Source organism: Methylobacterium sp. 275MFSha3.1 (assembly GCF_900108435.1).
Lineage (GTDB): Bacteria > Pseudomonadota > Alphaproteobacteria > Rhizobiales > Beijerinckiaceae > Methylobacterium.
This window is the reverse complement of sequence record NZ_FNWP01000002.1, coordinates 171310-192195: the sequence shown is the minus strand read 5'-3', so window position 1 is coordinate 192195 and position 20886 is coordinate 171310. Positions and strand designations below refer to the sequence as shown.

22 protein-coding genes are annotated in these 20886 nt (G+C 73.2%); 12 read left to right on the top strand and 10 right to left on the bottom strand.

Annotation, left to right across the window (positions count from 1 at the left end; translation table 11 throughout):
- Window positions 1-56: 56 nt before the first annotated feature.
- The gene (gene yidD, locus BLW78_RS00880) at window positions 57-389 is read right to left on the bottom strand and encodes a membrane protein insertion efficiency factor YidD (protein WP_091675763.1); all 333 of its coding nucleotides are present in this window, start codon (window positions 387-389) and stop codon (window positions 57-59) included.
- 4 nt (window positions 390-393) lie between these two features.
- Window positions 394-837 carry an iron-sulfur cluster assembly scaffold protein gene (locus BLW78_RS00875; RefSeq protein ID WP_020091160.1) on the bottom strand — a complete coding sequence of 148 codons (444 nt, stop codon included), beginning with the start codon at window positions 835-837 and terminating at the stop codon, window positions 394-396.
- Window positions 838-1077: 240 nt separating this feature from the next.
- Between BLW78_RS00875 and folE the strand changes: the two genes are divergently transcribed.
- From folE to BLW78_RS00855, 4 genes are all read left to right on the top strand, one after another.
- Window positions 1078-1896, top strand: coding sequence for a GTP cyclohydrolase I FolE (folE, locus tag BLW78_RS00870; RefSeq protein WP_020091161.1), 819 nt, complete (start codon window positions 1078-1080; stop codon window positions 1894-1896).
- 20 nt (window positions 1897-1916) lie between these two features.
- Window positions 1917-2339 (top strand): phosphoribosyl-AMP cyclohydrolase, encoded by a 423-nt coding sequence (gene hisI / locus BLW78_RS00865; protein WP_091675759.1) that lies wholly within the window; start codon window positions 1917-1919, stop codon window positions 2337-2339.
- Window positions 2336-3322, top strand: a complete 987-nt coding sequence (locus BLW78_RS00860) for a patatin-like phospholipase family protein (protein WP_091675757.1) — start codon at window positions 2336-2338, stop codon at window positions 3320-3322. Before hisI ends, BLW78_RS00860 begins: the two co-directional genes overlap by 4 nt.
- Window positions 3323-3412: 90 nt before the next feature.
- A complete protein-coding gene (locus BLW78_RS00855; RefSeq protein ID WP_091675754.1) occupies window positions 3413-4984 on the top strand; it encodes an alkaline phosphatase D family protein in 1572 nt (523 codons plus the stop codon).
- Window positions 4985-5155: 171 nt separating this feature from the next.
- Here BLW78_RS00855 and BLW78_RS00850 read toward each other — a convergent pair whose 3' ends face one another.
- Window positions 5156-5587, bottom strand: coding sequence for a CBS domain-containing protein (locus BLW78_RS00850; protein WP_091675751.1), 432 nt, complete (start codon window positions 5585-5587; stop codon window positions 5156-5158).
- A gap of 151 nt (window positions 5588-5738) precedes the next feature.
- On the bottom strand, window positions 5739-6560 hold the full coding sequence (locus BLW78_RS00845) for a rhomboid family intramembrane serine protease (RefSeq protein ID WP_091675749.1): 822 nt from the start codon (window positions 6558-6560) through the stop codon (window positions 5739-5741).
- 348 nt (window positions 6561-6908) lie between these two features.
- Here BLW78_RS00845 and BLW78_RS00840 point away from each other — a divergent pair, with 348 nt between their 5' ends.
- Window positions 6909-7508: a PAS domain-containing protein gene (locus BLW78_RS00840; RefSeq protein WP_020091168.1), complete on the top strand. Its 600-nt coding sequence runs from the start codon at window positions 6909-6911 to the stop codon at window positions 7506-7508.
- Between the two features lie 229 nt (window positions 7509-7737).
- Window positions 7738-8379 carry a PilZ domain-containing protein gene (locus BLW78_RS00835; protein WP_020091169.1) on the top strand — a complete coding sequence of 214 codons (642 nt, stop codon included), beginning with the start codon at window positions 7738-7740 and terminating at the stop codon, window positions 8377-8379.
- A 27-nt stretch (window positions 8380-8406) separates the two neighbouring features.
- Here BLW78_RS00835 and BLW78_RS00830 read toward each other — a convergent pair whose 3' ends face one another.
- Entirely contained in the window at window positions 8407-8988 is a 582-nt protein-coding gene (locus BLW78_RS00830; protein ID WP_020091170.1) for an SCO family protein, read from the bottom strand.
- Window positions 8989-9096: 108 nt separating this feature from the next.
- A complete protein-coding gene (locus BLW78_RS00825) occupies window positions 9097-9615 on the bottom strand; it encodes a PRC-barrel domain-containing protein (RefSeq protein ID WP_020091171.1) in 519 nt (172 codons plus the stop codon).
- A gap of 180 nt (window positions 9616-9795) precedes the next feature.
- On the opposite strand from BLW78_RS00825, the gene BLW78_RS00820 reads away from it, so the two are divergent.
- From BLW78_RS00820 to BLW78_RS00805, 4 genes are all read left to right on the top strand, one after another.
- Complete coding sequence (locus BLW78_RS00820; RefSeq protein ID WP_091675746.1) at window positions 9796-10266, top strand: tRNA (cytidine(34)-2'-O)-methyltransferase; 471 nt, start codon at window positions 9796-9798, stop codon at window positions 10264-10266.
- Window positions 10267-10459: 193 nt separating this feature from the next.
- A complete protein-coding gene (locus BLW78_RS00815) occupies window positions 10460-11887 on the top strand; it encodes a protein adenylyltransferase SelO (protein WP_091675744.1) in 1428 nt (475 codons plus the stop codon).
- A gap of 364 nt (window positions 11888-12251) precedes the next feature.
- A complete protein-coding gene (locus tag BLW78_RS00810; RefSeq protein ID WP_020091174.1) occupies window positions 12252-12479 on the top strand; it encodes a hypothetical protein in 228 nt (75 codons plus the stop codon).
- An 18-nt stretch (window positions 12480-12497) separates the two neighbouring features.
- The gene (locus tag BLW78_RS00805; protein WP_056526493.1) at window positions 12498-12854 is read left to right on the top strand and encodes a hypothetical protein; all 357 of its coding nucleotides are present in this window, start codon (window positions 12498-12500) and stop codon (window positions 12852-12854) included.
- Here the strand turns inward: BLW78_RS00805 and BLW78_RS00800 are convergent.
- From BLW78_RS00800 to BLW78_RS00785, 4 genes are all read right to left on the bottom strand, one after another.
- The gene (locus BLW78_RS00800) at window positions 12790-14043 is read right to left on the bottom strand and encodes a GNAT family N-acetyltransferase (protein WP_091675741.1); all 1254 of its coding nucleotides are present in this window, start codon (window positions 14041-14043) and stop codon (window positions 12790-12792) included. The genes BLW78_RS00805 and BLW78_RS00800 overlap by 65 nt on opposite strands.
- 10 nt (window positions 14044-14053) lie before the next feature.
- On the bottom strand, window positions 14054-15469 hold the full coding sequence (locus BLW78_RS00795) for a lipopolysaccharide biosynthesis protein (protein WP_091675739.1): 1416 nt from the start codon (window positions 15467-15469) through the stop codon (window positions 14054-14056).
- A 132-nt stretch (window positions 15470-15601) separates the two neighbouring features.
- Window positions 15602-17113, bottom strand: coding sequence for a 2,3-bisphosphoglycerate-independent phosphoglycerate mutase (gpmI, locus tag BLW78_RS00790; protein WP_091675737.1), 1512 nt, complete (start codon window positions 17111-17113; stop codon window positions 15602-15604).
- A 270-nt stretch (window positions 17114-17383) separates the two neighbouring features.
- A complete protein-coding gene (locus tag BLW78_RS00785; RefSeq protein WP_020091179.1) occupies window positions 17384-18451 on the bottom strand; it encodes a glycosyltransferase family 2 protein in 1068 nt (355 codons plus the stop codon).
- A gap of 305 nt (window positions 18452-18756) precedes the next feature.
- Here BLW78_RS00785 and BLW78_RS00780 point away from each other — a divergent pair, with 305 nt between their 5' ends.
- Both BLW78_RS00780 and BLW78_RS00775 read left to right on the top strand, forming a co-directional pair.
- The gene (locus tag BLW78_RS00780; protein ID WP_244526740.1) at window positions 18757-19650 is read left to right on the top strand and encodes an ABC transporter permease; all 894 of its coding nucleotides are present in this window, start codon (window positions 18757-18759) and stop codon (window positions 19648-19650) included.
- The gene (locus tag BLW78_RS00775) at window positions 19650-20885 is read left to right on the top strand and encodes an ABC transporter ATP-binding protein (protein WP_091675731.1); all 1236 of its coding nucleotides are present in this window, start codon (window positions 19650-19652) and stop codon (window positions 20883-20885) included. Before BLW78_RS00780 ends, BLW78_RS00775 begins: the two co-directional genes overlap by 1 nt.
- Window position 20886: the final 1 nt, after the last annotated feature.

Here is a 20886-nt window from a genome sequence, read left to right as displayed (position 1 = left end):
GATCCGCCAGCCCGACCGCCACACGTGTTTCACGTGAAACAAAGCAGGAACGAAATCTACCGCGCGTCGGCCTCCTGCCCCACGGCCTCGCAGGCGAAGGGCGACGGCGGCGCCTCGACGCCGCGCCAGCGGCCGTAGGCCCAGGGGCGGTACCACGCCGCCCGCGCCGGCACGCGCTCGGGGACGAGGTCGATGCCGTGGGTGCCGAACGGCCCGCAGCGGCAGATCCGGGCGACGCCCATCCAGCCGCCGGGCCAGAGGCCGTGCCGGGCGATGGCCGTATCGGTGTACTCGGAGCAGCTCGGCCAGTGGCGGCACTGGCGCCCGATCAGGCCCGACAGCGTCAGCTGGTAGCCGCGGATCGCCCAGTGGGCGGCGCGCCGGACCATCCCGTCAGGCGGCCTGCCGCTTGGCGGCGATCTGGTCGAGGGCGTCCACCACCGCGTCGAAGGTCAGGAGCGTCGAGGCGTGGCGCGCCTTGAAGTCCCGCACCGGCTCGAGCACCGCGAGGTCCGACCACGCGCCGCCGGGCGCCGGGCCGTTCTCCTTGAGCATCGACCGCATGGCCGCGCGGACGCCGCGCAGCTCGTCCGCGCTGGCGCCGACCACGTGCCGGCCCATCAGCGACGAGGAGGCCTGTCCCAAGGCGCAGGCCCGGACCTCCTGGGCGAAATCCGCGACCCGGCCGTCCTCGCCAAGGACGAGGTCGACCGTCACGGTCGAGCCGCACAGGCGCGAATGGGCCGTGGCACTCGCGTCCGGGTTCTCGAGCCGGCCGAGCCGGGGGATGTCGGCGGCGAGTTCCAGGATACGGCGGTTGTAGATGTCGTCGAGCATCGGGTCCTCGGCCGGAGGCACACTTCCCATCGGGACTCTGCCGCGTGCATCGCGCATTGCGCGTTACCCCGCGAACGATGATATAGGCGCCATACGGCCGCTTCGCGAGGAGGCGGGCCGTCGACCAGGGTCGCGCCAACGGCCACGGTGGTTCCCACGGCCTTTCGTCCATCCCGGGGCGCCGGCTTGAAACCTTTTCGAGCCCGGGATCTTCCCTCGAACGCCCGACGCGATCCGACGATGTACGCCAAGCCCGACAGCACCCCGATGAAATCCCGCATCGCGCGGGCCGGAGATGCCATGGATGCCGCGCTCAAATCCTTGTCCTACCAGGGTGACGGCCAGGGTTTCGACCGGAACGGGGGCGACGGGCAAGGGCTGAACGGCATGCGCAATGACAATCGGCCGGTGGATGAGGGCCGTCCCGTCGAGGTGGCGCCCGAGCCGGCCTCCGCGACCCGCGTCCCGGACGGGATCGAGACCGGCCGCCCGAGCCGCGCCGAGGCCGAGGCCGCCGTGCGCACCCTCCTGCGCTGGGCCGGCGACGACCCGACCCGCGAGGGCCTGCTCGACACCCCGGCCCGGGTCACCAAGGCCTACGAGCAGCTGTTCGGCGGCTACGCGGTCGACGCCGAGAAGCTGCTGGAGCGCGTGTTCGAGGAGGTCGAGGGCTACTCGGACATCGTGCTGGTGCGCGACATCCCGTTCCACTCCCACTGCGAGCACCACATGGTGCCGTTCATGGGCCTTGCCCACATCGCCTATTACCCGACCCGGGGCGTGGTCGGCCTGTCGAAGCTCGCCCGCGTGGTCGACACCTTCGCCCGCCGCCTGCAGACGCAGGAGACCATGACCGCCCAGATCGCCGACGTGATCGAGAGCATCCTCAAGCCCCGCGGCGTCGCCGTGATGGTCGAGGCCGAGCATCTCTGCATGGCGATGCGCGGCGTCCAGAAGGCCGGCGTCTCGACCATCACCAGCCAGTTCCGCGGCGTCTTCAAGGACAACGCCAACGAGCAGGTCCGCTTCCTGACCCTGGTGCGCGGCGGCGCCAAGTAGCCCCGGGCGACGCCTCGACCATGACCGCGCGCGACACCGCCTTCGCTCCCCCCGGCACCCGGGCCGAGATCGAGGAGGGCACGGCCCTCACGCCCCGGTTCGACCGCGACGGCCTCGTCGCCTGCATCGCGGTGGACGCGCGGGACGGGCAGGTGCTGATGCTCGCCCACATGAACGCCGAGTCGCTGGCGCGCACCCTCGAGACCGGCGAGGCGTGGTACTGGTCGCGCTCGCGCCAGGAGCTCTGGCACAAGGGCGCGACCAGCGGCCAGATCCAGCGCGTCGTCGAGATGCGGGTCGACTGCGACCAGGACGCCCTGCTGATCCGCGTCGAGGTCGGCGGCGACGGCGGCTGCTGCCACACCGGCCGGCGCGACTGCTTCTACCGCAGCGTCGTCCGGGAGGCGGACGGCCGGGTCGTCCTGAAAGCCGCCGGGCGATGAACCGCCCTCTTGCCACGCGGTGGCAAGACGAGTCCGCCGACCCGCATTTCCCGCCCGGAACCGTCGAGCCGGTCCGCCCGCCGCCGAGCCCCGGCCCGCAGGTCGGGCTCGCCCTCGGGGGCGGCTCTGCCCGGGGCTGGGCGCATATCGGGGTGATCCGCGCCCTGGAGGAAGGCGGCATCACGCCGACCGTGGTGGCCGGCTGCTCCATCGGCGCCGTGGTCGGCGCCTGCTACGCGGCCGGGCGCCTCGACCGGCTCGAGGCCTTCGCCCGGGCGCTGACCCGGCGTCGGGTGGTGGGGCTCATCGACCCCCGCCTGCCGGGCTCAGGCCTGATCGCCGGCAACCGCCTGCGCCAGCGCCTCGCCGCGGATCTCGGCGAGCGCCGCATCGAGACGCTGCCGATCCGCTTCGGCTGCGTCGCCACCGAGTACGGGACCGGCCACGAGGTCAGCCTGACCGAGGGCCCGGCGGTGGACGCGGTGCGCGCCTCCTACGCGATCCCCGGCCTGTTCCCGCCGGTGGCCCATGACGGCCGGGTGCTGATGGACGGGACCCTGGTCAACCCGGTGCCGGTGGCGCTCGCCCGGGCGCTCGGGGCCGACCTCGTCATCTGCGTGAACCTCAACGGCGACACCGGCGGACCGGTGGTGCGCGAGGCACCGCACCCGGCCCCGCCGCGCCGGGGCTTCCTGCAGGTCGTGCGCGGGCGCCTGCCGGGCTTCGACCGACCCGAGCCCGAGATCGCCGTGCCGGGCATCGCCCGGGTGGTGCTCGACGCGTTCAACACCACGCAGGACCGGATCTCGCGGGCGCGGCTGGAGCGCGACCCGCCCGACGTGGCCATCGGCCCGGATCTGGCGGCCTTCGGGCTGTTCGACTTCCACCGGGCCGCGGAGGGCATCGCCCTCGGGCACCGCGCCGCCCGCGCCGCCCTGCCCCGGATCCGGGCCGTGCTGGAGGGCGCGGCCGCGCGGGCCTGAGGGGTTCCGGGCGCGCTCCCTCCGGAGGAGGCCGTCATCCGGCTGTCGTGGCCGCCTGCGATGGGCGCCCTGCATGCTGGAGGACCTCCAATGTATACGAGTCGCCGTCAGATCCTGCTGTCCGGAGGCGCCGGCCTCGTCGGGCTGGCCACGGGCCTCGGACGGCCCGGCCTGAGCCGCGCCGCCGACCGGCCGCTCCTGACCCACGGCCTCCAGTCGGGCGACGTCGGCACCGACTCGGCGGTGGTCTGGGCCCGGTCCGACCGGCCGGCCCGGGCGATCGTCGAGTGGGCGACCACCGAGAGCTTCGCCGACATCCGCGGCGGCGTCTTCGCCGACGCCCTGCCGGAGACCGACGGCACCGTGAAGGTGGCGCTGACCGGGCTGCCGGCCGGCCAGGACGTGTTCTACCGGGTCCGCCTGGAGGACGTCGCCGCGCCGACCATCGTCGGGCCGGCCCAGGTCGGGCGGTTCCGGACCGCGCCGGCGGACCGGCGCTCGGTGTCGTTCTGCTGGTCGGGCGACACGGCGGGCCAGGGCTGGGGCATCGACGAGGCCCGCGGCGGCATGACGATCTATTCCGCCATCCTGAAGAACCGGCCGGACTTCTTCATCCATTCCGGCGACACGATCTACGCCGACGGGCCGATCCAGTCCGAGGTGAAGCTCCCCGACGGCAGCCTGTGGCGCAACCGGGTGACCGAGGAGGTGGCCAAGCCGGCCGAGACGCTCGCGGAGTTCCGGGGCCGGCACAAGTACAACCTCACCGACCGGAACGTGCTGGCGATGAACGCCGCCGTGCCGATCCTGGCCCAGTGGGATGACCACGAGGTCACCAACAACTGGTGGCCGGGCGAGCCGCTGACCCGGGCCGAGCACCTGAAGAAGAAGTACGCCGACCCGAACGTGCTGGCCCTGCAGCTGCGGGCGGCAAAGGCCTTCCACGAGTACATGCCGATGCGCTTCGAGCCGTCGGAGCCCGGCCGGGTCTACCGCAAGATCGGCTACGGCCCGCTGGTCGACGTGTTCATGCTCGACATGCGCTCCTACCGGGGCCCGAACGGCGAGAACCGGCAGACGGCGTACGGGCCCGAATCCTACTTCCTCGGGCCGCAGCAGATCGCGTGGCTGAAGCGGGCGCTGCTCGAGTCCCGCGCGACCTGGAAGGTGATCGCCGCCGACATGCCGCTCGGCCTCGTGGTGACCTACGACACCGACCGCAATTTCGGCTCGGAGGCGGTGGCGCAGGGCGACGGGCCGCCGCTGGGGCGCGAGCTGGAGATCGCCGACCTGCTGCGCTTCATCAAGAGCGCGGGGATCCGCAACACGGTCTGGCTCACGGCCGACGTGCACTACACGGCCGCCCACTACTACGACCCCGACAAGGCGCAGTTCCAGGATTTCGAGCCGTTCTGGGAGTTCGTCTCCGGGCCGCTCCACGCCGGCACCTTCGGGCCGAACGCGCTGGACAACACGTTCGGGCCGCAACTGCGCTACGTGAAGGCGCCCGACAAGGGCCAGGTGAACCTGTCGCCGGCCGCCGGCTACCAGTTCTTCGGCCACGTGGCGGTGGACGGCGCCACCGAGCAGATGACGGTGACCCTCAAGGACGCGGCCGACACCGACCTCTGGCACGTCACGCTCGATCCCGTGAAGGCGTGAGGCGGACCGCGGGCGGTACGGGCTCGCGATGTCGGCCTGCTCGCCCGTCGACGAAGGGGCGCGGGTCCCCTCTCCCGCACGGGAGAGGGAGCGCGTCGCGCCCCGGCGGCCTGCCCTGAACCGGCGCGTCCCGGGGGCGGAGGGCGAGAGAAACGCGCGGTGCCGGCGCCCCTACGCCATCGTGATGTAGTCGCGCAGGGCCTGGTGCTCGGCCTCGACGGTGGCGATCTTGCGCGCCACCACGTCGCCGATCGAGACCAGGCCGATCAGCCGCCCGTCCTCGCAGACCGGCACGTGGCGGAAGCGCCCGTCGGTCATGAGGGTCATGACCTCCTCGATCGTGGTGGTCCGGCCGCAGGTGGTGACCGCGGTGGTCATGTGGGCCGAGACCGGCGCGTCGAAGGCCGAGCCCCCGTGCCGGGCGAGCGCCCGCATGATGTCCCGCTCGGAGATGATGCCCGCCACCGTCCCGTCGGCCTGGGCGACCACGAGGGCGCCGATCCGCTTGTCGGCGAGGATCTGGATCACCTCATCGAGGGTCTTGTCGGGGCTCACGGTGACGACGGAGCTGCCCTTCTCGGCGAGGATGCGTGCGACGGTCATGGCTCTCTCCCTGTGTGACGCGGCCGGTGCGCCGTCAGCCCGCGGCGCCCTGATGGCGTTCTCGGCCGGGTTGGCCCGGCTCGTTCACATTGTGGCGAGTGTGTGATCGATCCGGCCGGATGGCAAGGTGCCGCGCGCCGATGGCGGCGGCTCAGAGCCGGCGCGGCTCCCGGGGATCCACCAGGGGGAACAGGAAGAAGCCCGCGATGAAGCCGCCGAGATGGGCGTCCCAGGCGATGGCGGCGTTCTCGCCCACGAGCGGCACGCTGACGAGGCCGAAGAGCAGGTTGGTCAGCAGCCAGATCACCAGGAACGACACCGCGGTCCGGTTGCGCAGCAGCTCCGGGATCGTCTCGGCGGGACGGGGCGGCGGCACCTGCCAGGCCGGCGCGCCGTAGCCCGAGACCGGCGGCTGGAACACGAAGCGCGCGGCGGCGGCCATCAGGGCCGAGATCCCCGCCGAGGCGCCGACCAGCGGCCCCGCGCTGAGCGGATCGATCAGGATGTGGAGAAGTCCGCCGGCCGCCGTGCCGGCCAGCGCGAGCACGCACCAGCGCAGGGCGCCGCAGCGGCGCGCCACCGGGGCGCCGAAGGCCGCGAGCCAGACGCTGTTGAAGATCACGTGCATCCACGAGCCGTGCAGCAGCCCGTAGGTGACGAGCGTCCAGGGCTGGAGCGCGTGCTCGCCCACGATGTAGCGGGCGAAGGCCTCGCGGGCCGCCTCCAGGCCGGGATCGCCCGGATCGGCGGCGGCGCGGATCACCTCGGAGGCCCGGCCGGGATCGAACCAGAGGGTCCAGCGCGCCGGGACCAGCGCGAGGTCGAGGACGAGGCGGATGTCCCAGGTGTCCGGCAGCAGGAACTCGCGCACCGCCTGGATCGCCAGGAGCAGCCCGATCGACGCGGTGACGATGCCCGGCATGTTGAACACGGGCACGCGGCTCTGCCGCGGGAAATCGGGGGAGGCGTCCATCGGCGCACCATGTCGGGGCGCGGCGCGATCGGGCAAGCCCCGGCGACGTATTGAAGCTCGCAAATACCGGTCGGATCGCGGTCCGTATCGCGCACCGCCCCGTCTTCAGTCCGGATCCGTCCCGGACGGCCGCGGCGCGCCCGGCGGGGTGCGACGATTGTGTCGCCAGCCACGACGCGCTACCCCCCGCCCCGCGCGGCGCCGGCGGGACCGGCGGCGCGCGGGTGCGGGAGCCGGCACGGCCCGTGCGCCCGGACGCGGTGAACGCCCGGATCGGCCGGTCACACCCCCGCGGATGTGCCAGAATGATCCGGGGATGAACCACAGGCGTTGAGAATCGGGACACCGATGAAGCATCCCACCAGCCGCATGCTCCACGCCTACTGGGAGCGCCTGCGCGGAGAACGGGCCGCGCCGGAACGCGCCGAGATCGAGCCGGGCGAGATCCGGCACCTCCTCGCCGACAGCCTGATCCTGGAACTCGACATGCCGAGCCGCTCCGCGAGCATCCGGCTCGCGGGGACGCGGGTCTGCGCCCTGTACGGCCGCGAGCTGAAGGGCGAGCCCTTCGCCAAGCTGTGGGGCTCCCGGGCGACGGATCCCTGGCGGATCGTCGAGATCGTGGCCAGCGACACGCTGGGCGTCGTCGCGGGCCTGCGCGGTACCAACGCGGCCGGCGAGGCGGCGGATCTCGAACTCCTGCTCCTGCCCCTGCGCCACCGCGGCCGGACGCAGGTCCGCGCCCTCGGCACCCTCAGCCTCGACGGCGCGCCGCACTGGCTCGGCCTGCGCCCGCTGGTGGAGGCGGAGACCACCTCCCTGCGCATCCTGCCCAGCCGCAGGACCGAGCCGGTCCCGCCCGCCCGCACCGCCGTGCGCACGAGCGCGGGCTACCCCGGGCCGGTGCGCCACGGCCACCTCCTCGTCCACGCCGGCGGGCGCGCCTGAGAACCGTATTCGTCCAAGGTTACGCCCGGTTCGGGACGGCCAGTTCGATCGAATCGGCGCGTGCACCCGAGGAAAACTTCGGCGCACAAGTCGATCGCGCACGACGCGGCAGGGCTCGACAATGGATGTTTCTACAAGGCCGATCGATCCCGAAGCAGGAAAAAAGGGTTTCGTAACTGTCCGTGCCTAGTCTGCACCGGCCATTCTCCGGCGCAGGACCAATCTCGGAATGATCGCGGTCGAGGCCACCGCTGGAACTGATCTGCGCGGCCTCGCCGCCGAGCCGGCGCGCGGTGCCGCCGACCAGCGCCGCCACCAGCGCGTGCGGGTCGCCGTGCTCGGCCGCTACATGCTGGCCGATCGCCGGGAATATCCCTGCCAGACCGTGGACATGTCGCCGGGCGGCGTGCGGCTGACCTGCGCGGTCAAGGGCGCGGTCGGCGAGCGCGTGGTGCTCTACCTGGAGCATATCGGCCGCATCGAGGGCGTCGTCGCGCGCACCTGCCCGGACGGGTTCGCGGTCCAGCTCAACGCCACGTCGCGCAAGCGGGACAAGCTCGCCTCCCAGCTCACCTGGCTGGCGAACCGGGAGATGCTGGGGCTGCCGGAGGGACGCTCGCACGAGCGCCTCGTGCCGACCAACACGGCGGTGGTCCTGCGCGTCGAGGGCGGCCGGGAGATCCGGGCGCGCCTCATCGACATCTCGATGTCGGGCGTGGCGATCTCCTGCCCGGTGCCGCTGCCCCTCGGCGCCGCCGTCACGGTGGGCAGCACGCCGGGCCGGCTGGTGCGCTACTTCGAGGGCGGCTTCGGCGTGCAGTTCCTGCTGCCGCTCTCCCCCGACCGCTTCCACGCCGGGATGACGCTCTGACGGGCGTGCGGCCGGACCGGCCGGCGGTCAGATCTTCTTGGCGAGCTGCGCGGCGACCTCGTCGGCCGGCCGGGTCAGGTCGAGGGCGCCGAGGAAGCGGTTCTGCGCGTCCATGATGTACACCAGGGCGGTGTGCTCCATCGTGTAGTCGCCGTCCTTGGCGGGCACCTTGCGGGCATAGGCCCGGTACGCCTTCTCGGTGGCGGTGACCTGCTCGGGCGTGCCGGTGAGGCCGGTGATGCGCGGGTCGAAGCTCGACAGGTAGGTCTTGAGGCTCGCCGGATCGTCCCGCTCGGGATCCACCGTGACGAAGGCGACCCGCATCGTCTTGCCCTTCGACCCCAGGGCAGCGAGCACGTCGGAGATCTGCTGCAGGGTGGTCGGGCAGACGTCCGGGCAGTGGGTGAAGCCGAAGAACACGAGGTGCGTCGCGCCGGCGAAGTCGCGCTCGGTGACGGTGCGCCCGTCCTGGTTCACCAGCGTGAACGGGCCGCCGACGCTCGGCACGCCCACCGGTGCCTTGTCGGGCAGGAACGCGAACACCGCCGCCCCGGTCAGGCCGATGAGGCCGAGGCAGAAGGCGAGGAGCGGGACGAGGGCGCGGCGCATGGGACGGGTTCCGACCTCCGGGGAGGCCGGCACAGCACACAACGGCGCGCGGAGGCAAGCCGGCGCGGTGCCGCCGGCCGACCGATCGGCGCCGCGCCGGCGCGACCGCTACGGCTTCGAGGCCGGCTCCCCCGCGGGGCTCGCCGGGGCGGCGCCCTTCGGCGGCTCCTTGCCGAGATAGACGTATTCCGGCGCCGCCCGGAGCTGGTCCTTGGTCGTGTCGATCCGCGCCTGGAGGGTCTTGCCGTCGGTGCGGTCGAGCTTGAGCACGGACGGGTCGACCGCGACGTATTTCGAGCCGATCCCCAGGAAGCCGCCGACCCCGATGATCCAGGCCTTCACGGCCCCCTTCTGGTCGAGGACGAAGTCGGCGATCTGCCCGATCGTCTCGTTGGCGCCGTTGACGACGCTGGAGCCGATCAGCTTGCTGGCGACCATGTCGTCGGGGGCCTGGGCCACGAAGGTCGGGCGCAGGCTGTCGGCCATGGTGGCGGGCTGGCCGGGGACCGGGGTCGCGGCGGCGCCGCCGTCCGGCTTGGCGCCGTCCGATCTGGCGCCGTCGGTCTGCGCCGAGGCGGTGGCGAGGCCGGCCAGCAGGAGGGCCGAGGCGAGGAGCGGGGTGCGCATCGGAGCAGGTCTTTCAGACGGGGGCCGCACAGGGGGGTCGCGCCGCCTCAAGGTTCTGGCGGGGCTTGCGTTCCGCGCGGTCTCGGCCCCGGCGGGGGCCGGCCCGGCGGTTTGCCGGCTGCGCGTCGGCGCCGGGGGCCTTTGACGGCGGGGCCTTCCGCCCCGCACAAGGCCGGCGCCATGCTCCGCCTCGCCCTCTACCAGCCCGATATCCCGCAGAACACCGGCACGATGCTGCGCATGGCCGCCTGCCTCGGGCTGGCGGTGGAGATCGTGGAGCCCGCGGGCTTCGACGTCTCGGACCGCCACCTGCGCCGCTCGGGCCTGGACTACCTCGACCACGTGGCGATCACCCGGCACCGCTCCTTCGCGGCCTTCGCGGCGCGGCGGGCCGAGGCCGGGATCCGGCTCGTCCTCGCCACCACGGCGGGCGCCGTGCCCTACACGGACTTCGCCTTCCGCCCGGACGATTGCCTGATGGTCGGGCGCGAATCCGCCGGCGTGCCCGAGGCGGTGCACGCGGCCGCCGACGCCCGGATCGTGGTGCCGATCCGGGCGGGCCTGCGCTCGCTCAACGTCGCGGTCGCGGCCGCGATGATCGCCGGCGAGGCCCTGCGGCAGGTGTCCGGGACGGCCCGACCAGATCTCTAGGATCGTGACGCCTCTCGGGTCGGCCGCCGTCTTCGCGAGCGGAGCGAAGCGATCCAGGCGGCGCCACGCTCGGCCGATGTCCCGCTGCACTGGGTTGCTTCGCCGCGCTCGCGAGGACGGGATCGGCAACGGATCGCGTCCGGCTCGCTTGGTACAACGGGACTCATCCTCACCCCGCGAGACGCGCCGCCGCATGGACGACACCGCCTTCACGCCCTCCCGGCGCCACGCCGATCTGGGCCCCGCCTTCTTCGATCCGGTGACGCCGGCCCGGTTCCCGCGGACGATCCTGCGCTACCGCAACCAGACTTGGGCGAAGCGGGTCGGTTTGGGCGGCCTGTCCGAGGCGGCGTGGATCGCCCATTTCGGCCGGTTCGAGCCCCTGCCGGGCAGCTTCGAGACGCCGCTGGCCCTGCGCTACCACGGCCATCAGTTCCGCGCCTACAATCCGGACCTCGGCGACGGGCGCGGCTTCCTGTTCGCGCAGCTGCACGACCGCCTGGACGGGCGCCTCCTCGACCTCGGCACCAAGGGCAGCGGCACGACGCCCTGGTCGCGCAGCGCCGACGGGCGGCTCACCCTCAAGGGCGGCGTGCGCGAGGTGCTGGCCACCGCCCTCCTGGAGGCGCAGGGCGTCTACACCTCGAAGAGCTTCAGCCTGATCGAGACCGGCGAGGACCTCGTGCGCGGCGACGAGCCCTCGCCGGCACGCGCCTCGGTGCTGGTGCGCCTGTCCCACGGCCACATCCGCATCGGCAGCTTCCAGCGCTTCCTGGCGCTCGGCGAGCCGGACAACATCGCCCGGCTCCTCGACCACACGATCGCGACCCACCGGCCGGAGCTCTGGCGCGACGGCGTTGAGGATCGCGCCGTCGCCTTCCTGGAGGACGTTGTCGCCCGGGTCGCCCGGATGGGCGCGCAGTGGGCGGCGGCCGGCTTCGTCCACGGGGTCCTCAACAGCGACAACATCAACGTCACCGGCGAGAGCTTCGATTACGGGCCCTGGCGCTTCCTGCCGCATTACGATCCGGACTTCACGGCCGCCTACTTCGATGAGACCGGGCTCTACAGCTTCGGCCGCCAGCCGGAGGCCCTGTTCTGGAACCTCGCCCGGCTCGCCGACTGCCTGCTGGTGCTGGCCCCCCAGGCGCGCTTGGAAGCGGCGCTCTCCGGATTCGGGCCGGCCCTGCAGGAGGCGTTCGCCGAGGCCCTGTTCCGCCGGCTCGGCCTCGCCCCGGCGCCGCGGCCGGAGACCGACCGGCTGGTCTCGGCGGTCTGGCGGTTCCTCGCGGAGACGCGGGCGCCCTTCGAGCGGTTCTTCTTCGACTGGTACGGCGGCCTCGCGAACGCGACCCGCGCGCAGGCCGGGCCGTCCGCCGGCCACTACGCACACGAGGCCTTCGCGCCGGTGCGGGCCGCGCTGAAGCCGCTCGCGCCCGCCCCGGGCGCGCGGCTCGACCATCCCTACTTCGCGGAGGCGCCCTGCACGCTCCTGATCGACGAGGTGGAGGCGTTGTGGGCGCCGATCGCCGCGGCGGATGACTGGTCCCTGTTCGAGGCCAAGCTCGCGGAGGTGGCCCGGATGGCCGAGGCCTGCGGGACGGCGCCCGCCTCGGCCTGAGCGGCCTCCTCCTCGGCGAGCCGTCGGCGCTCCTCGGCGTAGCCCCCCGCGATGGCGAGATCGACCAGGCGCCGGGTCAGCCGGAAGGCCAGCCAGAACAGGGCGAGGCAGAGAAGCGTCGCGGCGGCGGCCTTGAGCGGGTCCACGGGGTTCCTCCGGTGATGTCTCCTCGGGCGGAACGGCCCTCTTAGTGCCGAGGCGGGCCGCGGGGCAATTGGACTTCGTGCCGAGATCGAGCCCGCGGCGCGTCGTCCCGGGCTCGCCGCGCGGCGCCGGACCGGATACCCGGCCGGAACATGCTATGGCGGCCGGCAGCCGGATCCCGATATCCGGCGCTGAAGATCCCTCGATCAGGCGGATACCCGTGCGCGAGACCTTCCACATCGAAGTCCTCGGACCGGAGCCGGACGAGATCCAGACGCGGATCTCCGTGCGGGTCGGCAGCCTGGAGAGCGCGCAGGAGCGGGCCCTGCGGCTGTTCGCCCGCGCCCGGGTGCCGCAGCGCTCGGGCGAGCCGGCCGAGGCGGTCCGGGTGATCGACGGCGCCGGCCGCGAGGTGTTCTATCGGACGCGCTTCGACGCGGGGGATTGAGGCGCGAGGACACCGCCGATGCGCACAGCCCTGATCCTGCCGGTCCTCGTCCTCGCGGCCGGCGCGCTGTTCCTGCGCAGCTACACCCTGCCGCCAGCCCCGGACCGCCGGGGCGGGACCACGCTTCTGCTGACCTGGCCGAACCGCCCGGCCTTCGGCAGCCCCCGGGCCGACTGCCTCGCCGGGCCGCCCGACGAGCCGGTCCTGCCCTGCCTCATCGCCTCCGTCGCCCGGGCGCGGGACGACGGGTACACGCTGCTGCAGCTGCCGTTCTGCGCGACCTGCTACGACCTGTCCGGGCGGATCGCCGTCACGGGCCGCGACGCGGCGGCGACGCGGGCGCGGCTGGAGCAGATCGCCCGCTTCGGATGGTGAGACGCGCCCGGGCAACGCGCTCCCGGGCCCGCTCCAGGGTCCGGGCCACCGGGAACAGCGGATCGCGGCCCGCCTCCACCAGCAGATGGGCGATCGGCCGGCGCGCGGTCCAGAAGGTGGTGCCGAGGGCGAAGTCCGGCGGCGCGCAGGAATCGATCCGGTCGATCGGCCAGTCGCCCCCGGCCACCGCCTCGGTCAGCCGGTGGACGAGCTGGACCCCCGGCGCGGTCTCCGGCCGCGTCTCGTCGTTGGCGATCTTCAGCACCCAGGCCTCGCGGCCGGTGACCGGCAGGATCAGGGAGGCCAGGAGCCGGTCGCCCCGACGCAGGCGCGCGATCCGCACGCCGTCCGCGGCCCCGCGATCGGCCCCGAGATCGGCACTGAGATCGGCACTGAGATCGGCCAGGGCGGCGCGCAGGAAGGCGATCTCCGCCGGCCGCTGCACCAGGCTCGTGCCGGCCTGACCCTTCCAGCCGGCGGCCTCCAGGGCGACGTGGGCGTCGAGGGCGGGGCCGAGGGATTCGGGCGCGGCGAGGATCTCGAAGGTCACGGGCCCCGCCGCCTCGAGGCGCGCGCGGGCGCGGCGGAGCTTGCGGCGGCGCTGCCCGGAGAGGTGCCCGAGATAGGAGGCCCGCGCCTCCGGCCCGCGGCCGGTCAGGTCGAGCAGGCCGCGGTCGTGCGGCCAGTACGCGGCGCGGCGCCCGCCACACGCCGTCAGGAGTTCAGGCAGGGGGCCGTCGGTTGGAGCGTTCGGCAGGAGGAGGCGCGGCGGCAGGCCGAGGGCGCCCGGCGCGGCGAGCAGCCCCGCCAGGGCGGCCTCCGGGGCGGCGCCGTCGAGGAGCGGCGCCCCGAACGGGGCGTAGCCGTGGGTCCAGCCCACGAGCAGCGGCAGCGGCACGCCCCAGCGGCGGCGCGACGGCCGGAACGGCCAGGCGGCGAGGAGCCGGGCCCCGGGCGCCTCGGGGGGCCGGTCGGCGACGAGGAGGAGCCGGACGCCCGCCCCGAAGGCGTCGCGGGCCGCCAGGGCGTAGCCCGCCTCGTAGAACGGGTTGCGCACCAGGCTCGCCCGACCCAGGGCCCGCCAGGCCGGGACCCAGGGCGCCGCCCCGTCGAGGGGCCGGACCGCCGCCACGAGCCCGCCGGGAAGCGCGGCCGTGTCCGATGGGGTGTCCGACGCGGGGCCTGCCATCGCGGGACCGTCAGGCCGCGAGACGGTGACGGATCGCACCGGCGAAGCCGAGCACGTCGTAGCGCCACGCCGTCACCCCGGCGGCGGCGGTGAGCAGGACGAGGCGCAGGGCCTGTCCCGGCGGCAACAGGCCGCCGGGGACCAGGGCGATGCCGGCATTCACCGCGCCGCAGGCCAGCGCGATCCCGGCGATGCCGGCCATGTCGGCGAGCGGCAGCGGCATCGTCGTGCCGGTCCGGCGGGCGCCGAGCACCAGCACGAGGCAGGCCGCGCTCTGGCCGCCCGCGAAGGCGAGGGCCGCCCCGGCGGCGCCGAAGCGCGGGATCAGCAGGAGCGACAGCGCGGCGACGGTGGCGAGGGTCGCGAACGCGGCGGCCGCCTCCAGGCCGCTGGAGCGGGCGAAGTAGATCACCTGCCCGAAATAGTAGGCGCGGAACATCATCAGGATGCTCGCCAGGATCAGCACCGGGGCGAGCTCCCGCGCCTCGGCCCGGTAGTCGGGCCCGAGCAGCACCGCCACGACCAGATCGTCGAAGCACAGGAAGAACACGGCCCCGAAGGCCGCGATCAGCGTCATGGCCCGTGCGGCGTCGCGCAGCACCCCGGAGGCCGCCGCCATCCCGCCCACCCGCGCCTCGCGCTTGGCGATCGAGATCAGCGACAGGGCGATCGCCTCGCCGAACACGATGAAGCTCTGCTTCAGGAAGTCGGCCAGGGCGCCGTAGGCGCCGAGCCCCGCCGGCCCCACCGTCTTGGCGATGATCAGCCGGTCGAGGCTCTGGGCGAGCGCCGCAGTCCCGAAGGAGAGGACGAGCGGCCAGCCGTAGGCGAACAGCCGCAGCGCCTCCGCGCGGCTGCCGCGGCCGGGCATCATCGGGGCGATCGTGGCCGCGGCCGGCAGGGAGGCCAGGGCGTTGGCGGCCGCCACCGCGAAGGCGAGGTGCAGGGGATCCTGCGAGAGGTGCAGCGCCAGGCTGCCGAGGGCCAGGATCAGGACGGCGCGGCTCATCACCGAGGCCGCCACCGCCCCGGCCCGCAGGCGGGTGCGGGCGATCTCGGTGGAGCCCTCGAACAGGGTGGTCCCGAAGGCCAGCGCCAGGATCGCGGCCGCCATCCGTGCCGGCATCAGGCCGAGGGCGGCGGCGAGCGCGCTGCCGAGCCCGGCGAGGAGGAGCGTGCCGCCCAGGATCCGCACGACGGTGCCGACCTGCGCGGGCTCGCGCGCCTCGTCGTAGAGGGCGAAGAACGCGAATTTCGGCCACTGGCAGGTCGCCCCGTAGAGCACCAGCGCCCAGGACAGGACGTACAGGTAGGTGCCGTAGCTCTCCACCGGCGCGAGCCGCGTGAACACCGCCACGGAGGCCATGTTCAGGGCGGCCGCGAAGCCCCGCGAGCCGACATAGATCAGGCTGTGCCGGGCGATCATGTCCTAGAACCGGTCAGACGCACCACGACCTCGCACCACGCTGGGACAGACCGGCCCGTGGCGGGAGGTAACGCAAGGACGGCGCGCATGACAGCCCGGGCTCTGCAGGCGGCGTGCCGCCGGCCCCGGCCCTCAGCCCTCGCCCCGCGGGCGGATCAGCGACGTGCCGGTCATCTCGGCCGGCTGGTCCAGTCCCATCAGGTCGAGGAGCGTCGGCGCCACGTCGGCCAGCCGTCCGTCGGCCAGGGTCACGCCGTCGACGCCGACGAGCGCGGCGGGCACCGGGTTGAGGGTGTGGGCGGTGTGCGGCTCGCCGGTCTCGGGATCGCGCATCATCTCGCAATTGCCGTGGTCGGCGGTCACCAGCAGCGCCCCGCCCTGGGCCGTCACCGCCTCGACGACGCGGCCGAGGCAGGTGTCGACGGTCTCCACCGCCTTCACGGCGGCCGCGAGGCTGCCGGTGTGGCCGACCATGTCGGGGTTGGCGAAGTTCAGGATGATGAGGTCGTAGCGCCCGGAGCCGATCGCCTCCACGGCGCGGTCGGTGAGTTCGGGCGCCGACATCTCCGGCTGCAGGTCGTAGGTCGCGACCTTCGGCGAGGGCACGAGGATCGCGTCCTGCCCCGCGAAGGGCTCCTCGCGGCCGCCGTTCATGAAGTAGGTGACGTGCGGGTACTTCTCGGTCTCGGCCATGCGCAGCTGCGCGCGCCCGGCCCGGGCCACGGTCTCGCCGAGGCCGTTGGGCAGGTCGAGGGCCCCGAACAGGGTCTCGGCGAAGGCGTCGATCTCGACGCTGTACTGGACGATCCCCAGGGCGGCGGCGAACCGGACCGTGCGCGCGCGCTCGAAGCCCGCGAAGGCCGGGTCGAGCAGCGCCTCCAGGATCTGCCGGGTCCGGTCGGCGCGGAAGTTGAAGCTCAGGATGCCGTCGCCGTCCCGCATGCCGGCGTAGTCGCCGATGATCGCGGGCCGCATGAACTCGTCGGACACGTCCTGCGCGTAGGACGCGGCGACCGCCTGCCCGGCCCGCTCGAACCGGGTCCCGCGCGCCTCCGTGAGGGCGTCGTAGGCCGTCTGGACCCGCTCCCAGCGCCGGTCGCGGTCCATGCCGAAGTAGCGGCCGCACAGCGTCGCGATGCGGGCGCCCTTCGGGAGGGCGGCCGCGACGTCGGCGATGCAGGTGGCGGCCGAGCGGGGCGGCATGTCGCGCCCGTCGGTGAAGCCGTGGAGCCGGACCGGGATGCCGGCCGTCGTCAGCGCGCGCGCCAGCGCGACGGCGTGGTCCTGGTGCGCGTGGACGCCGCCGGGCGAGAGCAGGCCGACGAGGTGGCAGGTCCCCCCCGACGCGCGCAGCGCCTCGATGAACCGGACCAGGGCCGGGTTCCGGGCGAGGGAGCCGTCGGCGACCGCCGCGTCGATCCGCGGCAGGTCCTGCAGGACGACGCGGCCCGCGCCGATGTTGAGGTGGCCGACCTCGGAATTGCCCATCTGCCCCTTGGGCAGGCCGACATCGGCGCCGAAGGTCGTCAGCTGCGACCGGGGGCGCTCCCGCATCAGACCGTCGAAGACCGGCGTCCTGGCCTGGTGGACGGCGTTGTCGGCCACCGCGTCCCGCAGACCCCAGCCGTCGAGGATCACGAGCATCACGGGACGCGGGGTACTGTCGGGCACGGTCACAACTCTCCTGGGCTGCCGCGCGCGGCGCGCGGCCGGTCTCCGGGCCCTGACGCGGCCGGATCGTTGCGCGTGTCGATAATCGCCTTGGTCGCGCGAGACCACCGCCCCGAAGGGCCAATGGGCGACGGATGCGAGAGAGCGTCGGGCTTCTGACATGCCCCGGCCGCGCTCCGCACATGGCGGGGCGCGGCTGGCGGGACGCGGCCGGAAAGGCGCGGCCGACGGGGACTCAGGCGGTCAGTTGACGCGCGCCGCGTCGGATCCCGGCGGGAGGCCGAGCAGGCGGCGCTTCCTTCGCAGGGCGGCCCGGAGCAGCGTCCGCCGGTAGCCCGGATAGGACAGGAACCCCGCCGCCCAGGACAGGTGCATGGTCACGGCCGCCGGGCCGCTCATGACCAGGACGGGTTCCCGCGCCTTCAGCGCGAGGGCGAGGCCGCTCAGGACACAGCCCCCGGCATAGAGCAGCAGCGGGATCAGCAGGGCGGGCATCAGGGCCGCCAGCGGCAGGGCCGCGACGGCGTAGAGCAGGACCAGGGCCGGCAGGATCTGGCGGGCGCGCGGCAGGCTGGCGTGCTTCTCGAGAGTCCGCGCGCAGCCGCGCCCGTAGTGGAGGTACTGCCGGGCGAGGCTGCGGAGGCAGGCGCGAGGGAAGTACGTGATGGCGAGCTCGGCGGCGAGGTAGATCCGCCCGCCCGCCGCGCAGAGCCGCCGGTCGAGTTCGGCATCCTCGTTGTGGGTGAAGGTCTCGTCGTAGCCGCCGACCCGCAGGAACTCGCGCCGGTCGAAGGCCGCGTGGTGGCCGTGGGCGACGTAGCCCGAGATGCCGCCCTGCCGGTGGGCCGAGCCGCCGTTGCCGAGGCGGCTGTTCTGCGCCGCCGCGATCGCCCTCTGCAGCGGCGTGACCCCGACGGTCCGGAGCGGCACGACCACCGAGACGGCCTGGCGCAGGCGCATCGTGCCGACGAGGTTCTGCACGAATCCCTTCGGATAGACGGCGTGGCAATCGGCGCGGACGAGGTAGGCGGAGGCGGGATGCGCGAGTCGCGCGGCGAGGTTGATCGCCGCCGCCTGGATGCGGCGCTCGTTGTGGACGAGCCGGATGCGGGGGTCGCGGGCGCTCAGGGCGGCGACGATCGCGCAGGTGTCGTCGCGACTGCCGCCGTCCAGCACCAGCAGCTCGCAGGCGATGGCGTCCCGGTCGGGCAGCACCGACGCGATGGCGTCGGCGATGTGCGCGGCCTCGTTCAGGGCCGGCATGGCGATCGTCACGAGCGGAGCGCCGGCGGCGCTCACGGGGTCCTGCATGGCGGTTCTCCCGAAACCTGGTCCCGGTCGCCGGCCGATGAGGGCCGGTCGTCCCGGACGGGGACCGACGCCGCGTGCGGCGCGCCCCCGAGGTCTCATTTGTCGTGATTGGCTACGATTACGGTCGTTGATCACAACCACCACTTCAGTCGGCCGGACCGATACGACGAAAGGTGTAATTCGGACCGCCGCACCGCGATGATAGCCCGTTCCGGCGGGACGACCGGGCGGCACGACTTCCGATTCGCACCGGGTCCCCGAGCTCGACCACGGGCTCAGAGCGTCATGCGGGACCGCCTCGAATGATGAAATCTTTGGATGCGCTTGCCCTCGGCACGTCGGAACGCGGGCCGACCGAACAGCGGACCGACCCGTCGACGCTGCGGGTGACCGAGATCGCGCCCGACGACCGGATCGTCGCCTTCGACGCGGTCGGCCTCTGGCAGTATCGCGACCTGCTGCGCGTCCTGATCCTGCGGGACCTGAAGGTGCTCTACCGGCAGACCGCCATGGGCGCCTCCTGGGCGATCGCGCAGCCGCTCTTCACCGTCCTGATCTTCACGGTGATCTTCGGCCACTTCGCCAAGATCCCCACCGACGGCGCCCCCTACGCACTCTTCGCCGGCAGCGCGGTCGTCCTGTGGACGTACTTCTCCGAGGCGGTGCGGCGCAGCGCCAACGGCCTCGTGGCGGAGGCCGAGCTGATCCGGAAGATCTACTTCCCGCGGCTGGTCATCCCGCTGGCGACGGTGGTGTCGCCGATGGTCGACTTCGCCATCGCGCTCGGCGTGCTGCTGGCCCTTATGGCTTGGTACGGGGCGGTGCCGGACTGGCACCTCGTGCTGGCCGTCCCGACCCTGATCGTGACGGCGATGCTCGCCCTCGGCGTGAGTCTCTGGCTCGGGCCGATCAACGTCCGCTTCCGGGACATCAAGCACACGCTGCCGTTCGTGATCCAGATCTGGATGTACGCCTCGCCGATCGTCTACGCGTCGAGCATCGTGCCCGCCTCGGTGCGCTGGATCTACGCGCTCAACCCGATGGTCGGCCTGATCGAGGCGTTCCGGTTCGCCATCCTGGGCGGCACGCCGCCCCACGCCTTCGCGGTCGCCGTCTCGGTCACGGCCGCCTTCGCCCTGCTCATCAGCGGACTGATCTTCTTCCAGCGCATGGAGCGCTCCTTCGCGGATGTAATCTGATGTCGATGGCAATCAGCGTTCAGGATATCGGCAAGCAGTACTGGCGCGCCCCCCGCGCCGCCCACCAGAACTCGCTGCGCGACGCGCTCAGCGAGGGCGTCCGCGGCCTGGTGACCCGCCGCGCGGCGGCGCGCCCGTCCCAGGAGAGCTTCTGGGCGCTGAAGGAGGTCAGCTTCGGCATCCGGCACGGCGAGAATGTCGGCATCATCGGCCTCAACGGCGCCGGCAAGAGCACGCTCCTCAAGCTCCTGTCGCGGATCGCCGCGCCGACCACCGGCCGGATCCGCCTCGAGGGCCGGGTCGGGGCCCTGCTCGAGGTCGGCACCGGTTTCCACCGGGAGCTGACCGGCCGCGAGAACATCTTCCTCTACGGCTCGATCCTCGGGATGGACCGTCGGGAGATCGCCGCGAAGTTCGACGCGATCGTCGCCTTCTCGGAGATCGGCGACTTCATCGACATGCCGGTGAAGCGCTACTCCAGCGGCATGTATGTCCGGCTGGCCTTCTCGGTCGCCGCGCATCTCGAGCCCGACATCCTGCTCCTCGACGAGGTGCTGGCGGTGGGCGACTACACCTTCCAGCGCAAGTGCATGGACTTCGCCCGGCGCCTCCAGGGCAAGGGTTCGACGATCCTGCTGGTCTCGCACAACATGTTCAGCATCAAGACCATGTGCGAGCGCGTGATCTACATCAAGGGCGGCCGCGTCGCCTATGACGGCCCCACCGACGAGGGCCTGACCCACTACGAGCGGGACAGCTACCTCGCCGACACCGCGTGGTTCCGCCCCGACACCGGCGACCTGCCGGTCCGGATCAGCGACGTGACGATCGCCGACGAATCCGGCGCGCCGCGGACGCTGTTCCGCCACGGCGAGCGGATGCGGATCCGGGCCCGCTACAGCGCCGCCGAGCCGATCGCCGACCCGCACGTCCTGTTCTCGATCACCCGGTCCGACGAGCTGCTCTGCTGCAATTTCAGCACCCAGGCGGACGGCACCGGCCTGACCGCCCTCGCGGGCGAGGGCGAGGTGGAGCTGCTGACGCCGCCGCTGACCCTGACCGCCGACACCTACACGGTCTCGATGGTGGTCCGGCAGCGCGGCTTCGAGCGGCTCCTCGCCGCCAAGATCGGCGGCCGCTTCCACATCGAGCACCCCGTCTTCGCGCCGGACGTCTTCGGCGTGTTCCACGAGGCGGGGACCTGGACAACGAACGGCGCCGCGTCGCAGCGCTGAG

Excerpts from the sequence above, each read along its gene's own strand:
- yidD (WP_091675763.1), bottom strand. The coding sequence starts at position 389 with ATGGTCCGGCGCGCCGCCCACTGGGCGATCCGCGGCTACCAGCTGACG.
- BLW78_RS00875 (WP_020091160.1), bottom strand. The coding sequence starts at position 837 with ATGCTCGACGACATCTACAACCGCCGTATCCTGGAACTCGCCGCCGAC.
- folE (WP_020091161.1), top strand. The coding sequence starts at position 1,078 with ATGTACGCCAAGCCCGACAGCACCCCGATGAAATCCCGCATCGCGCGG.
- hisI (WP_091675759.1), top strand. The coding sequence starts at position 1,917 with ATGACCGCGCGCGACACCGCCTTCGCTCCCCCCGGCACCCGGGCCGAG.
- BLW78_RS00860 (WP_091675757.1), top strand. The coding sequence starts at position 2,336 with ATGAACCGCCCTCTTGCCACGCGGTGGCAAGACGAGTCCGCCGACCCG.
- BLW78_RS00855 (WP_091675754.1), top strand. The coding sequence starts at position 3,413 with ATGTATACGAGTCGCCGTCAGATCCTGCTGTCCGGAGGCGCCGGCCTC.
- BLW78_RS00850 (WP_091675751.1), bottom strand. The coding sequence starts at position 5,587 with ATGACCGTCGCACGCATCCTCGCCGAGAAGGGCAGCTCCGTCGTCACC.
- BLW78_RS00845 (WP_091675749.1), bottom strand. The coding sequence starts at position 6,560 with ATGGACGCCTCCCCCGATTTCCCGCGGCAGAGCCGCGTGCCCGTGTTC.
- BLW78_RS00840 (WP_020091168.1), top strand. The coding sequence starts at position 6,909 with ATGAAGCATCCCACCAGCCGCATGCTCCACGCCTACTGGGAGCGCCTG.
- BLW78_RS00835 (WP_020091169.1), top strand. The coding sequence starts at position 7,738 with ATGATCGCGGTCGAGGCCACCGCTGGAACTGATCTGCGCGGCCTCGCC.
- BLW78_RS00830 (WP_020091170.1), bottom strand. The coding sequence starts at position 8,988 with ATGCGCCGCGCCCTCGTCCCGCTCCTCGCCTTCTGCCTCGGCCTCATC.
- BLW78_RS00825 (WP_020091171.1), bottom strand. The coding sequence starts at position 9,615 with ATGCGCACCCCGCTCCTCGCCTCGGCCCTCCTGCTGGCCGGCCTCGCC.
- BLW78_RS00820 (WP_091675746.1), top strand. The coding sequence starts at position 9,796 with ATGCTCCGCCTCGCCCTCTACCAGCCCGATATCCCGCAGAACACCGGC.
- BLW78_RS00815 (WP_091675744.1), top strand. The coding sequence starts at position 10,460 with ATGGACGACACCGCCTTCACGCCCTCCCGGCGCCACGCCGATCTGGGC.
- BLW78_RS00805 (WP_056526493.1), top strand. The coding sequence starts at position 12,498 with ATGCGCACAGCCCTGATCCTGCCGGTCCTCGTCCTCGCGGCCGGCGCG.
- BLW78_RS00800 (WP_091675741.1), bottom strand. The coding sequence starts at position 14,043 with ATGGCAGGCCCCGCGTCGGACACCCCATCGGACACGGCCGCGCTTCCC.
- BLW78_RS00795 (WP_091675739.1), bottom strand. The coding sequence starts at position 15,469 with ATGATCGCCCGGCACAGCCTGATCTATGTCGGCTCGCGGGGCTTCGCG.
- gpmI (WP_091675737.1), bottom strand. The coding sequence starts at position 17,113 with ATGCTCGTGATCCTCGACGGCTGGGGTCTGCGGGACGCGGTGGCCGAC.
- BLW78_RS00785 (WP_020091179.1), bottom strand. The coding sequence starts at position 18,451 with ATGCAGGACCCCGTGAGCGCCGCCGGCGCTCCGCTCGTGACGATCGCC.
- BLW78_RS00780 (WP_244526740.1), top strand. The coding sequence starts at position 18,757 with ATGAAATCTTTGGATGCGCTTGCCCTCGGCACGTCGGAACGCGGGCCG.
- BLW78_RS00775 (WP_091675731.1), top strand. The coding sequence starts at position 19,650 with ATGTCGATGGCAATCAGCGTTCAGGATATCGGCAAGCAGTACTGGCGC.